Genomic DNA, 13456 nt, shown 5'->3' with positions numbered 1-13456 from the left:
CCTCCCCGACCGGCGAGCTACAGTCGCCCCCTTGCCCGCCCCCGTGGGGGCCACCGGCATCGTCAGTCCCGAACGGAAGCCCCAGTGAACCTGTCCCCGAAGACCCCGCTCCTGCTGTCCCTGTCCATCGCCGCCGCCCTGGCCGGCTGCAACAAGGCGCCGCCCGCGGCGCCTGCCACCGAGGCCGCCGCGCCCGCCGCCGCAGCGGCGCCGGCCACCCCGCCGGCCCTGGCCGTGGATGTCTCCAAGCTGCCGGCGTTCAACGCCTTCCAGCCCACCGACCTGGGCCCGGCCGATGCGGCGTGCAAGGACCTCAACGCCTACGCCAACGCCAAGTGGCTGGCCGCCAACCCGGTGCCAGCCGACCGCACCAGCTGGGGCAGCTTCGAGGTGCTGAGCGAGCGCTCGGAAGCGGTGCAGCAGCAGCTGGCCGAACAGGCCGCCGCCGGCACCGACGCCACGGGCGTGACCAAGATCGTCGGCGACTTCTGGGCCACCGGCATGGACCGGGCCAAGATCGATGCGCAGGGCCTGGACCCGCTCAAGGACACGCTGGCCGCCATCGACGGGCTGAGCGACACCGCGCGCATCACCGACTACCTGCGCAGCGAAGCGGCGGCCGGGCGCAACCCGCTGTTCGGCTTCGGCGCCAGCCCGGACTTCAAGGACTCCAGCGTCAATATCGCCTACGCCTTCCAGGGCGGCCTGGGCCTGCCCGATCCGGAGTACTACACCAAGGCCGACAACAAGGCCAAGCTGCAGGCCTACCAGGCGCACATCGCCCGCACGCTGGAGCTGGCCGGCGTCCCGGCGCAGGCCGCGGCCACGCAGGCCGGCGAGGTCATCGCCTTCGAGACGCGCCTGGCCAAGGTCTCCAAGACCAGCACCGAGCTCTCGCGCGACGCCAAGCTGTCCTACAACCCGGTCACGCTGGAGCAGGCCGACAAGCTCACCCCCAACTGGTCCTGGAGCGCGTTCTTCAAGTCCCAGGGTGTGGCCGCGCCGAAGCAGTTCTCGCTGGCCATCCCGGCCTTCCACCAGGAGGTCTCGGCGATGCTGGGCGATACCGCCCCGGCGACCTGGCAGGCCTACCTGCGCTTCCACGCCATCGACGACGCGAGCCCGTACCTGAGCCAGCCCTTCGTCGATGAACACTTCGCCTTCTGGAACAAGACCCTGCGCGGCCAGCAGCAGATCCGTCCGCTGCCCAAGCGCGTGCTGGCCACGCTCAACCGCCAGGCCGGCGAGACCCTGGGCCAGCTGTACGTCAAGGCCGCCTTCCCGGCCGAGGCCAAGGCGCAGATGGAAACGCTGGTGGGCAACCTGCGCACCGCGCTGAAGGCGCGCATCGAGAAGCTCGACTGGATGAGCGAGGCGACCAAGGCCAAGGCCATCGAGAAGTGGAACACCTTCACGCCCAAGATCGGCTACCCGGACAAGTGGCGCGACTGGTCCGGCCTGCACACCGGCCGCGACAGCTACATCGGCAACGTGCTGGCCGCGCAGGCGTTCAACTACCGCTACGAGTTGTCCAAGATCGGCAAGCCGGTGGACCGCACCGAGTGGGGCATGACGCCGCAGACGATCAACGCCTACTACAACCCGCAGCAGAACGAGATCGTGTTCCCGGCCGCGATCCTGCAGCCGCCGTTCTTCGATCCCAAGGCCGACGCGGCGCTCAACTACGGCGGCATCGGCGCGGTGATCGGCCACGAGATGACCCACGGCTACGACGACCAGGGCAGCCGCTTCGGGCCGTCGGGCGACTTCATCGACGATCCGGGCTGGTGGACGCAGCAGGATTTCCAGGCCTTCAAGGCGCGCGCCGCCGCGCTGATCGCCCAGTTCGACGGCTACACCACGCCGCAGGGCAAGGTCAGCGGCCAGCTGACCCTGGGCGAGAACATCGCCGACCTGGGCGGCCTGAACACCGCCTTCGACGCGATGCAGGCGGCCAACGCCGGCAAGGAGGATCCCAAGATCGATGGCCTGACGCAGGACCAGCGGTTCTTCCTCAACTGGGCCACGGTGTGGCGTCGCAACTTCAAGCCGGAGGAGCTGGCGGTGCGCCTGAAGACCGACCCGCACGCCCCGGCCCAGTTCCGCGCCATCGGCGCGCCGTCGAACATGCCGGCGTACGCCGCCGCGTTCGCCTGCAAGCCCGGCGATGCGATGGTCCGCGACGACGCGCACCGCGTGGTGATCTGGTAGCCCCTTCCCTCACGGCCAGGCGCGCAGGCGCCTCGCTTCTTCGCCCTCTTCGTGCCCAAGCGGCACCTTCCAATGCCCCTTGCGGGCTGTGAGTCCAACGACGTGAACGCACCGAAACTGATCGCCCTGTCCCTGGCCGTCGCTACGGCCCTGTCCGCCTGCAAGCAGGACAAGCCCGCCGAGCCGGCCGCCTCCGCGCCGCCGCCGGCCACGGCCGCCGCCGCGCCGGCCACTCCGTCCTTCGACGTGTCCGAGCTGGACAAGAACATCGACGCCTGCAACGACTTCAACGGCTTCGTCAACGCCAAGTGGGTCAAGGCCAACCCGATCCCCGACGACCGCACCAGCTGGGGCGCGTTCAACGCGCTGGCCGAGACCAGCCTCAACACCCAGCACGAGCTGGTCGAGGCCGCGGCCAAGAACACCAGCGCGGCCAGCGACAGCGTCGAGCACAAGATCGGCGCGCTGTACGCGGCGGGCATGGACGAGGCCACCATCGACAAGCTGGGCTATACCCCGATCCAGCCGACCCTGGACGCCATCGCCGGGCTGAAGACCAACCAGGACGTGGCCAAGTACATCGTCGAGCGCTACGCGCAGGGCGACGGCCAGGTGTTCGAGTTCGGCGCCGGCGCCGACTTCCAGCACGCCGACAAGCAGATCGCCTACGCCAACGAGGGCGGCCTGGGCCTGCCGACCAAGGACTACTACACCGATCCGAAGTACGCCGATATTCGCGAGGCCTACCAGGCCTATATCGCCAAGTCCTTCGAGCTGACCGGCACGCCGGCCGATGCGGCCAAGGCGCAGGCCCAGCAGGTGTTCGACCTGGAGAAGTCGCTGGCCGCCGCCACGCTCTCGCCGGTGGATGCACGCGACCCGAAGAACCAGTACCACTTCGTCACCGTGGCGCAGGCCGACAAGGTCACCCCGCACTTCTCCTGGGAGAACTTCTTCAACGCCCAGGGCGTGAGCATCGACCAGGGCTTCTCGCTGTCCCAGCCCAAGTTCTTCGCCCAGTTTGACAAGCTGCTGGTCAGCGCGCCGACCGCGCAGTGGCAGGCCTACCTGCGCTTCCACGCCATCGACGGCGCCGCCAACGCGCTGAGCAAGCCGTTCGCCGACGCCAGCTTCGACTTCTGGGGCAAGACCCTGTCCGGCCAGCCGCAGCAGAAGCCGCGCTGGAAGCGCGTGCTGGGCTCGGTCAACCACGCCATGGGCGAGGGCCTGGGCCAGCTGTACGTGGCCAAGGTGTTCACCCCGGAAGCCAAGGCCCGCGCCACCGAGCTGGTGGACAACGTGCGCAACGCGCTCAAGGCGCGCATCGAGAACCTGGACTGGATGAGCGCCGAGACCAAGGCCAAGGCGATCGCCAAGTGGGATACCTTCCTGCCCAAGATCGGCTATCCGGACACCTGGCGCGACTGGGCCGGGCTGCAGATCAAGGGCGGTGACTACTACGGCGACCTGCAGGCCGCGCAGAAGTTCAACTACCAGTACGACATCGCCAAGATCGGCAAGCCGACCGACCGCAAGGAATGGGGCATGACCCCGCAGACGGTCAACGCGTACTACAACCCGACCGACAACACGATCAACTTCCCGGCCGCGATCCTGCAGCCGCCGTTCTTCGACGCCAAGGCCGACGACGCGCTCAACTACGGCGGCATCGGTGCGGTCATCGGCCACGAGGCCAGCCACGGCTTCGACGACGAAGGCAGCCAGTTCGACGGCGCCGGCAACAACGTCAACTGGTGGACCAAGGAAGACCGCACCAAGTTCGAGGAGCGCACCAAGAAGCTGGTGGACCAGTTCAACGCCTACTCCCCGATCGAAGGCAAGCCGGACCTGCATGTCAACGGCCAGCTGACCCTGGGCGAGAACATCGCCGACCTGGGCGGCGTGAACGTGGCCTACGACGCGCTGCAGACCGCGCTGAAGCAGCACCCGGAAGAGGCCGGCAAGCAGATCGACGGCTACACCCCGGACCAGCGCTTCTTCCTCAACTGGGCCCGCGTGTGGCGCGGCGCGGTGCGCGAGAAGCAGGCCATCGTCTACCTCAACGCCGATCCGCACGCGCCGATGTCCCTGCGCGCCATCGCCGCCCCGTCCAACATGCCGGCCTTCGCCAGCGCCTTCCAGTGCAAGGCCGGCGATGCGATGGTCCGCCCGGACGACAAGCGCGTGGTGATCTGGTAAGCCTGCGTCACCGCTTCAACGCTGTACCGAAGGCCCGGCTCGTCCGGGCCTTCGCTTTGCTGGGCCCGCGCTTCTCCAGGCGCCCCAGCCGGGACGCATCACAGTGCTTCTTGGAGGCTCCTGTGCCACGCGAAGATGCGGCCGGCGCGGAACAGGTCCGCCACGATGAAATGGTCGCCCTCCACCAGCATCAGATGGCTGTTGCCGCCCTGAGCGAGCACCGCTTCATGCATCCGACGCACCTGCGCGGCAGGTGTCTTGGGATCCGAAAGCCCGTGACAGAACAGGAGCGGCCGGTGGGTCAGGCGAGCGAGCAGCTCGGTGACCTCCGGTCCGGCAATGCTGGCGACGCTGCGGACGCGCTCTGGATGGGCCGCGGCGAAGGCCAGTGCCCCGCGCCCGCCGCGGCTGTATCCCACCACGTCATACCCTTGCGATGGCCGGCCGTGCGCGGCCTCCAGGTCTTCCAGGAAACGGCACAGCACAGCGAGTTCCCACTGCGTGCCCAGATGGCAACTCGGGATCACGACGCGGGCATCGATCTCGAGCCCATCGCGCAGCAGGCTCGGCAGATCGGGATGCTCGAACAGCCCGGCCAGCCCGCTGCCGAAGCCGCCGGCCCCGTGCAGATAGAGCAGTGTCCGCGTGGGCGTCGGTCCGGAGGACGGCACCCAGACCAGGGCCTCCATCGCGGACGTGCTGGAGGTGAAGACCGACTGCCGCATGAACATGCTCGCCTGGCGCTGCCGACAGATTATCCGAGCTCCATGCCGGTGGGATCGGGTCGCCGAGCGCTGAAATGGAGGGCTCCATGAACCCAACCGCATCTTTCACCGTAGCGCCGGGCGGCGCATTGCTAGAATCCGCGCCTTCGACCACCTAGAAGTCTCAAGATGACGCCTTTGCGCCACGCCCGTACGCCCTCCCTGCTCGCCCTGGCCCTGCTCGTCGCGCTGGGCAGCGGCGATGCCTTCGCCCAGAAGAAGTCGAAAAAGGCGCCCGCCAAGAAGGCACCGGCGGTCAGCGCCGAGTGCACCGATTTCTACGCCGCCGCCAACGCCGACTGGCTCAAGGCCAACCCGCTGCCGGCCGGCGTGGGCGCCATCTCCGCGCTGGGCAACATGCGCGACTACAGCCTGCAGCAGCAGAAGGCGCTGCTGGACGGCGCCATGCAGTCCCCGCAGGGCAACGTGCAGAAGCTGCTGGGCGACTTCTGGGCCAGCGGCCTGGACGAGGCGGCCGTCGAGGCCGACGGCGCCAAGCCCATCGCGCCGCTGCTGGACCGCATCAACGGCATCAAGAAGAACAAGGACGTGCCGGCCGCCATCGCCGCCCTGCACCAGGTCGGCATCCCGGTGGCGTTCAACTTCAGCCCGGACGTGGATCTGAAGGCACTGGACCGCCACATCGGCTACTTCATGCAGGGCGGCCTGGGCCTGCCCGACCCGGCCTACTACACCCGCGGCGACGCGCCCACGCGCGAGCTGCTGGGCCGCTACCGCGCTTACGTCAAGCAGATCCTGGCCTTGACCGGCACTCCGGCCGACCAGCTCGACGCGCAGTCCGCCCAGGTCATCGACCTGGAGACCCGCCTGGCCACCGCCTCGCGCCCGCTGGAGCAGCTGGCCAACCCGTTCAACAACTACGCGCCGGTCCCGGTCGCCGACCTGAAGAAGCAGTACAAGGCGCTGCAGCTGGCCGACTTCCTGCAGGCCCAGGGCGTGAAGGACGACACCGTCTCGCTGGCCGACCCCAACCTGTTCGCGCAGCTGGACACGCTGGTCAAGAGCCTGCCGCCGGAGCAGTGGAAGGCCTACCTGCGCTGGCGCGTGGGCGATGCCATGGCGCCGTACCTGGCCAAGTCCTGGCGCGATGCGTCCTACAACTTCCGCGGCCGCGTGCTGGAAGGAAAGACCCAGCCCGACGAGCGCTGGGTGTCGGTCCTGGAGGCGATCAACACCGCCGCCGGCCCGATGCTGGGCCGCGAATACACCGCGCGCTACCTGCCGCAGACCACCCGCGAGCAGGCCGATGCCATCGCCAAGGGCGTGCGCGACGCGCTCGACCGCGCCCTGGACCGCAACGCCTGGATGAGCCCGCAGGCCAAGACCGAGGCCAAGGCCAAGCTGGCCAAGCTGGATATCGAGATCGGCGCGCCCAAGCGCGATCTGGACTACACCGTGCAGCCGATGGGCCGAGGCAGCTTCGGCGGCAACATGCTCATCGCCAGCACCTGGCGCCACCGCGAGGAGATGAAGCGCATCGGCCGCGGTAACGCCGAGCGCCGCTGGAACGTGCTGCCGCAGCAGCCGGCGCTGGCCTACGACCTGGCCCAGAACCGCCTGATCGTCACCGCCGCGGTGCTGCAGCCGCCGGTGTTCGACGCCAAGCGCGATGTGTCGGCGCTGTACGGCGCGTTCGGTTCGCTGGTCGGGCACGAGATGACCCGTGGCTTCGACGCCAAGGGCCGCATGATCGACGCCAGCGGCCAGCTGCGCGACTGGTGGACTCCGGCCGATGCGACCGCCTGGACTGCCCTGGGCGCGCGGGTGACCAGCCAGTACAACGGCTATGCCTACCCGGGCCTGACCGCCACCAAGGTCAACGGCACGCTGACCCGAGACGAAGACCTGGCCGACCTGTCCGGCGTGGAGCTGGCCTGGGACGCCTTCAGCGCCGCCCAGCCGGCCGCCAACCCGGGCGCCAAGCAGACCTTCTTCCGCAGCTGGTCGCAGCTGTGGGCCCAGCAGGTCGCCCCGCAGGAAGCCACGCTGCGCCAGGCCAGCGACACCCATGCCCCCGGCCCCGTGCGTAGCGATGCCACGCTGCAGAACCAGCCGGAGTTCGGTGCGACCTTCGAGTGCAAGGCGGGCAATCCGATGGTGCGCCCGGCGGCCGAGCAGATCGGCATCTGGCGCTGAGCGGCTTCGCTTCCTGAGCAATGAAAAACGCGGCCCTCGGGCCGCGTTTTTCTTTTGCATCTACGCCTGGCGCTATCGCACCACGCGGAAGCGCGAGTTGCCGCCGCGCCCACCGCCGCGCTTGAACGGCGGCTGCCCGCGCCAGTAGCGGATCAGCAGCCAGCCGAACAGCATGCCGCCCAGGTGCACGAAATGCGCCACGCCCGGCTGGCGCCCGGTGTAGGCGAAGAACAGCTCCGCCGCGCCGTAGATGATCACCAGCGTGCGCGCCTTGATCTCCATCGGGATGGGAAACACGATCATGCGCTGGTTGGGGAACAGCATCCCGTAGCCCAGCAGCAGCGCGAAGACCGCGCCCGACGCGCCCAGCACCGGCACCGGCGGCTGGCTCTGCATCAGCAGCAGCGTGCCGACGATCACCTGCAGCACGTTGGCGCCGACCAAGCTGACCAGGTAGTAGGTGTAGAAGCGCTTCTGCCCCCACACCATCTCCAGCGCCGAGCCGAACATCCACAGCGCCAGCATATTGAAGAACAGATGCGGCAGCCCGGCATGCATGAAGCCGGCGGTGACCAGCTGCCAGGGCATGAAGCCGGCCCCGTCGTAGAACTGGCCCGCCCCGATCGGCCACAGCAGCAGCCGCGCGGTGAGCGCATCGGGCATCACCATCTGCAGCAGGAACATCGCCACATTGGCGATCAGGAGCGCCTGGGTCGCAGGCTGCAGTCGCGGAAACATCGAAGGCCTCGAAGCGGGAGTGGGAAGCGGGACGCATGATACGTGCGGCCGGCTGAGCGCTCGCGCAAGCCTGTGGGGTGCCAAGGCTGGGCCGAACCATCGGTTGGGCACGTGTCGCGCCGGTGGTCGGCGCCCTTCACAACGGCGGCTTGAGGCGCGCGGTGCGTCCTTTGCACGCGACGGCCAGCCCCCCGTAAGACGAGGTCAGCCAGGACTGCCGGGCGGCCGGGAAAAAGGCGCGGCGCCTGGACTCAGCCGATGCCCCAGATCTGCTTGTCCACGCTGGCCGCGGCCTGCTGGCCGACCACCTTGCCCTTGACCACGCGCACGCCTTCGGCGCGCAGCCGTTGGCTCTGCTCGCGCCAGCCGCGGCTGCCTTCCTCGAAGGCGATGGAGCCGTCCGAGCGCAGGATGCGATGCCAGGGCAGGTCCGGCGCGCCGTGCTTGCGCAGCACCTGCGCGACCAGCCGCGCCCGGCCCGGCAGCCCGGCCCGCCGCGCGATTTCGCCGTAGCCCGCCACCTGGCCTGCCGGCACGGCGCGGATGGCCTTGAGGATGGCGGTGGCGCGGGCTTCGGGGGTGGAGAGGTCGGGGGGCATGGGCTGGAGTTTAGCCCTGCCCCGCAGCTGGGTTTAGGTGTTACGGCGTACGCTTTCCTGAAAGCAAAAGCTTTCGTGCGGCTTCGCCGCCCGACCTACCTTTCTTTGCTTGTGCAAAGAAGAGCTTCTCCACAGCCGAATGGCTGGTCAAGGTAGGCCAAAGAAAACACACCCTGGCGGTCGGCTTTTCGCTGCGCGAAAAGTCCGCTCCGGCCGCCGGGAATTTTTGGAAGGGACATCCATGTCCCTTCCAAAAACGACGCGCGTCCTGCGCGTCGCCCTTCGGGTTTGACCCGTCGTCCTCCGCCCGACCTCAAGTGAGGGGGTAGAGCAACAGCAGAAGCAAAAACCAAAGCACGACGGCTTCGGCTGTTGCGGTTGCTTCTGCTTTGGACTTTCAGATCCCCGTGAGGCACGGCGGAGGGGCGAGGACAAGACCCGCAGGGCGCCGCACAGGGATGTGCGGCGTTTTCCGAGGGGACAGGATGTCCCCTTGGAAAATCCCTCGCCCCGGAGCGGACCTGCGCGCAGCGCAGGCGTGCCGTCTCGGGGCGTGTTTCTTTGCCTACCTTTCTTTGCACGAGCAAAGAAAGTAGGTCGGGCCGCGAAGCGGCACGAAAGCCTTTGCCGTTGCGATTGCCTTCCCAAAAAAGAAAACGGGAAGCTAGAAAGCTTCCCGTCACCGGTGCACAAAGCCAGCAGGCTTACGCCCAACCCACCCGCTGCAACCCCCACAGCAACCCATAGGCGATCGCCCCGGCGGCCGGGATGGTCAGGATCCAGGCCCACACGATGCGCTCGATCACCCCGATCTTCAGCGCCTTCGGATTCTTGGCGAAGCCCACGCCCATGATCGCGGTGGAGATGCTGTGCGTGGTCGACACCGGCATGCCGAAATGCGCCGCCACGGTGAGGATCGTGGCCGAGCTGGTCTCGGCCGCGAAGCCGTGGATCGGGTGCAGCTTGACCATCTTGTGGCCGAGGGTCTTGATGATCTTCCAGCCGCCCGAGGCGGTGCCCGCGGCCATCACCACCGCGCAGGTCAGCACGATCCACAGCGCCACATCGGCGCTGCCGGCGCCCGCCTGCGGATGCAGGAAGGCCAGCCACGGCGGCAGATCGTCCAGCGCGCCGGTCTGCTGGGCGCCCATCAGGGTCAGGGCGATGATGCCCATGGTCTTCTGCGCGTCGTTGTGGCCGTGCGCATAGCCCATGTAGGCGGCCGAGGCGATCTGCGCCTTGCCGAAGAACGCATTGACCCAGCGCGGGCGCGCCAGGCGGCGCAGCGTGCCGCCGGCGCGCGCCATGCCGGCGATGATCGCCCACAGCAGCAGCATCACCAGCACGCCCAGCACGAAGCCGGCGATCGGCGAGGTCACCATCGGCACGAACACCTTCCACAGCAGGCCCTTGTTCTTGACCCAGGTGCCGGCGCTCTCCGACCAGATCAGCGCGTCCCAGTTGTTGTGCGCGGCGGCCAGGGCCGCGCCGCAGAGGCCGCCGATCAGCGCGTGCGAGGACGAGGACGGCAGGCCCTTCCACCAGGTGATCAGGTTCCAGACGATGCCGCCCAGCAGCGCGCACAGGATCACCTGCGAGGACGCGGCGACCACGTTGGTGTCGATCAGGCCGGTGGCGATGGTGGCCGCCACCGCGGTGCCGGTCAGCGCGCCGATCAGGTTGGTCACCGCCGCCAGGGCCACGGCCCAGCCCGGGGCCAGCACCTTGGTGGAGACCACCGTGGCGATGGAGTTGGCCGTGTCGTGGAAGCCGTTGATGAACTCGAAGATCAGCGCGGCCAGGATCACCACCAGCACCAGGGTCAGCATGGCGCGCGCTCCCCTGCCGGGGCATTCAATGGGCGATGCAGGCGCGAGCCGGCGAGGCCGGCGTGCGAAGTCCCGGAGCCGGGCGACATGGCGTTCGAGCGCATGGGATCAGGAGTTCTTCAGCACGATCTGATAGACCACCGCGCCGGCTTCCTGGCAGCGGTCGATGGCCTTCTCCAGGATCTCGAAGAACTCCTTGAGCAGGAACATCTGCAGGTAGTCCAGGCGGCCGGAGTAGATGTCCCGGTACAGTTCCAGCATCAGCCGGTCGGCCTCGTTCTCCAGCGCGCGCAGCTTCTCGTACAGCGCCGTGGTGCGATCCAGGTTCATCTTGGGCAGCACGTCGACCATGTCCTTCACCACGCCGGCGGCCTGCTCGAGCATGGCCGCGCGCGGGGCGAAATCGATCTGCTCCAGGTGCTTGATCGCCAGCGAATAGCGGTCGGCGAACTTCTCCACCTGCTTGGGGATCTTGTGCAGCGCCGAGCCGAGCGCCTCGATGTCCTCGCGCTCGATCGGGGTGATGAAGCTGTCCACCAGCGCCTGGCCGATCTTGTCCGAGGCCGCGCGCTCGCGCTGGCGGGCGAGCTTGAAGGCGTTGAGCGCCGGCTGGCGGTCGCTGCTCTTCATCATCGCGTGCAGCGCCTGGGTGCTTTCGTGGGCCGCGTCGGCCGCCTCGTCGAGCAGGGTATAGAACTGCTGGCCGGAACCGAAAATCGTCTGCAGGGAAAACATGCGTCGCTCGCACCCACCGTCGCGGGAGGGACGGCCATCAGGGCGCGATTATGACAATTTCGTTTCGGCCGGGCAGCAACAAGCTTGTCAGCTGGGCGCAAGTCGTTGATCCGATTGCCTTACCGGCGTTATTGGCACTCACGTCGGGTTTGCTAGACTGCGCCGGCGCCCTGTACGGGGCGCATCTTATGGACGACGACCCTTATCCCCCCGCCGCCCGCGCGGCCATCCGCCGGACACGTTCCGCCCTGTCACCTGATGTGGAGGGCAAGCCGTGCTCGAGCTGCTGACCGTCCTGTTCCTGATCGCCCTCAACGCCTTCTTCGCCCTGTCGGAGATGGCGCTGATGACCTCGCGCAAGCTGCGCCTCAAGCAGCAGGCCATCGAAAGCCGCGGCGCGCGCGCGGCGCTGGCCCTGGCCGAGCATCCCGACAACCTGCTGTCCACCGTGCAGATCGGCATCAACCTGATCGGCATCCTGGGCGGCGTGTTCGGCGGCGATGCCATCGGCGCGATCATCGCCGGCTGGCTGGACGGCTGGTTCCCGGGCCTGGCGCAGTACAACGCCCGCATCGGCGTGGCCACCGCGGTCACCCTGATCACCGCCGGCTATGTGATCTTCGGTGAGCTGATCCCCAAGCGCCTGGCGCTGACCAATCCCGAGAAGATCGCCGCGGTCGTGGCCCTGCCGCTGACCGGGCTGCTGCGCATCTCCAAGCCGATCGTGGCCCTGCTCGGCGCGATCAACCGCGCCGTGCTGCGCCTGCTGGGCATCAAGGATGACGCGCGCCAGGCGGTCACCGAAGAAGAGATCCGCATGCTGGTGAGCGAGAGCCACGAGCAGGGCGTGATCGACGACGACGAACGCAACATGGTCAACCGCGTGCTGCGCCTGGGCGACCGCACCGCCGACAGCCTGATGACCCCGCGCAAGCGCATCGTGTGGCTGGACATCGCCGCGCCCTACGAGCAGAACCTGCAGACCATGCGGCAATCGCAGTACTCGCGCTTCCCGGTCTACCGCCACAACGACCAGGACGTGGTCGGCGTGCTGGAGGTCAAGTCGCTGCTGGACCGCATCGCCGACCACTCGCCGGAGCTGTTCACCGACCTGCGCAAGGCGCTGTTCGTGTCCGAGTCCACGCATGCCATGAAGCTGCTGGAGATCCTGCGCGAGGAGCAGCAGTCCCTGGCGCTGGTGGTGGACGAGTACGGCGAGATCCAGGGCATGGTGACCCTGAGCGACCTGATGAACGCGGTGGTCGGCCGCCACCACCAGATGGCCGAGAACCCCGATCCCAAGGCCCTGGTCACCACCCGCGACGATGGCTCGCTGCTGATCGACGGCTCGCTGTCCACCGACGACCTGCGCGAACTGCTCGGCGGCGTGGCCCTGCCCGACGAGCAGGAAGAGGACTACTACACCGCCGCGGGCATGGTGATCGAGCACTTCGGCCGCATCCCGCACGTGGGCGAGCACTTCGAATGGGCCGGCTGGCGCATCGAGGTGGTGGACCTGGACGGCGCGCGCGTGGACAAGCTGCTGCTGCAGAAGCTGGACGATGCCGACGATGACGACATCGTCGGCTGAGTCGGGGGCCGCCACCACGCGCAGTCTGCTGGACGAGATGGCCCGCGGCGATCCGAACGAACGGCTGCGCCTGGTGGACCTGCTGGCCGATCTTCAGCAGAGCGCGTTCGGCATGCTGCTGTTCATCGGCGTGCTGCCCTCCTTCATCCCCATCCCCGGCGTGGCCGGGGGCCTGAGCGGTCCGCTGGTGATGCTGGTCGGCGCGCAGCTGCTGCTATGCCTGCGCAAGCCGTGGCTGCCGCGCTTCATCGCCATCCGCGGCCCGATGCGGCACTCGGTGGTGCGCTTCCGCGACGCGCTGGCCAAGCCGCTGCGCTGGCTGGAGAAGGTCGTCCGCCCACGCTGGCCCGGCATGCTCGACAGCCGCCTGGCCAGTGCCTTCACCGGCCTGCTGCTGTTGCTGCTGGGCGTGCTGCTGGCGCTGCCGATCCCGTTCACCAACTACCTGTTCGGCCTGCTCCTGCTGCTCTACGTCTTCGCCCTGCTCGAGCGCGACGGCATGCTGCTGCTGGCCGCCTGGGTGATGGGCGCGGTGGCGATCGCGGTGTTCGGCGTGGCCTCGGGCAACCTGGCGCACATGGTGATCCATCAGGTGCAGCGGCTGTTCTAGCCCCGCTGAGCGGGATCCCGGAA

General features: G+C 68.3%; 10 protein-coding genes. 5 read left to right on the top strand and 5 right to left on the bottom strand.

Translation table 11 applies throughout. The features are described 5' to 3' along the window. Nucleotides 1-84 precede the first annotated feature (84 nt). Together ACFJIT_RS04490 and ACFJIT_RS04485 are read left to right on the top strand one after the other, a co-directional pair. On the top strand, nucleotides 85-2211 hold the full coding sequence (locus ACFJIT_RS04490; protein ID WP_379655172.1) for a M13 family metallopeptidase: 2127 nt from the start codon (nucleotides 85-87) through the stop codon (nucleotides 2209-2211). Nucleotides 2212-2283: 72 nt separating this feature from the next. After that, a complete protein-coding gene (locus tag ACFJIT_RS04485; protein ID WP_130522941.1) occupies nucleotides 2284-4410 on the top strand; it encodes a M13 family metallopeptidase in 2127 nt (708 codons plus the stop codon). A gap of 98 nt (nucleotides 4411-4508) precedes the next feature. On the opposite strand, the gene ACFJIT_RS04480 is transcribed toward ACFJIT_RS04485, so the two are convergent. Then, nucleotides 4509-5135 (bottom strand): alpha/beta fold hydrolase, encoded by a 627-nt coding sequence (locus tag ACFJIT_RS04480; protein WP_379655171.1) that lies wholly within the window; start codon nucleotides 5133-5135, stop codon nucleotides 4509-4511. A gap of 168 nt (nucleotides 5136-5303) precedes the next feature. Here ACFJIT_RS04480 and ACFJIT_RS04475 point away from each other — a divergent pair, with 168 nt between their 5' ends. Further along, entirely contained in the window at nucleotides 5304-7331 is a 2028-nt protein-coding gene (locus ACFJIT_RS04475) for a M13 family metallopeptidase (RefSeq protein WP_379655170.1), read from the top strand. A 72-nt stretch (nucleotides 7332-7403) separates the two neighbouring features. On the opposite strand, the gene ACFJIT_RS04470 is transcribed toward ACFJIT_RS04475, so the two are convergent. From ACFJIT_RS04470 to ACFJIT_RS04455, 4 genes are all read right to left on the bottom strand, one after another. Then, the gene (locus ACFJIT_RS04470; RefSeq protein ID WP_379655169.1) at nucleotides 7404-8069 is read right to left on the bottom strand and encodes a rhomboid family intramembrane serine protease; all 666 of its coding nucleotides are present in this window, start codon (nucleotides 8067-8069) and stop codon (nucleotides 7404-7406) included. Between the two features lie 251 nt (nucleotides 8070-8320). Further along, nucleotides 8321-8668 (bottom strand): MGMT family protein, encoded by a 348-nt coding sequence (locus ACFJIT_RS04465; protein ID WP_379655168.1) that lies wholly within the window; start codon nucleotides 8666-8668, stop codon nucleotides 8321-8323. 704 nt (nucleotides 8669-9372) lie between these two features. Further along, entirely contained in the window at nucleotides 9373-10497 is a 1125-nt protein-coding gene (locus tag ACFJIT_RS04460; RefSeq protein ID WP_130521234.1) for an inorganic phosphate transporter, read from the bottom strand. A 108-nt stretch (nucleotides 10498-10605) separates the two neighbouring features. Next, on the bottom strand, nucleotides 10606-11232 hold the full coding sequence (locus ACFJIT_RS04455; RefSeq protein WP_130521232.1) for a DUF47 domain-containing protein: 627 nt from the start codon (nucleotides 11230-11232) through the stop codon (nucleotides 10606-10608). A 274-nt stretch (nucleotides 11233-11506) separates the two neighbouring features. On the opposite strand from ACFJIT_RS04455, the gene ACFJIT_RS04450 reads away from it, so the two are divergent. Both ACFJIT_RS04450 and ACFJIT_RS04445 read left to right on the top strand, forming a co-directional pair. Then, on the top strand, nucleotides 11507-12823 hold the full coding sequence (locus ACFJIT_RS04450; RefSeq protein WP_130521230.1) for a hemolysin family protein: 1317 nt from the start codon (nucleotides 11507-11509) through the stop codon (nucleotides 12821-12823). Continuing rightward, a complete protein-coding gene (locus ACFJIT_RS04445) occupies nucleotides 12804-13433 on the top strand; it encodes an exopolysaccharide biosynthesis protein (RefSeq protein ID WP_379655167.1) in 630 nt (209 codons plus the stop codon). Before ACFJIT_RS04450 ends, ACFJIT_RS04445 begins: the two co-directional genes overlap by 20 nt. Nucleotides 13434-13456: the final 23 nt, after the last annotated feature.

Source organism: Pseudoxanthomonas sp. UC19_8, from assembly GCF_042700505.1.
In the GTDB taxonomy this organism is placed as follows: Bacteria; Pseudomonadota; Gammaproteobacteria; order Xanthomonadales; family Xanthomonadaceae; genus Pseudoxanthomonas_A; species Pseudoxanthomonas_A winnipegensis.
The sequence above is the reverse complement of the archived record's forward strand: the minus strand, read 5'-3'. Positions and strand labels throughout refer to the sequence as shown.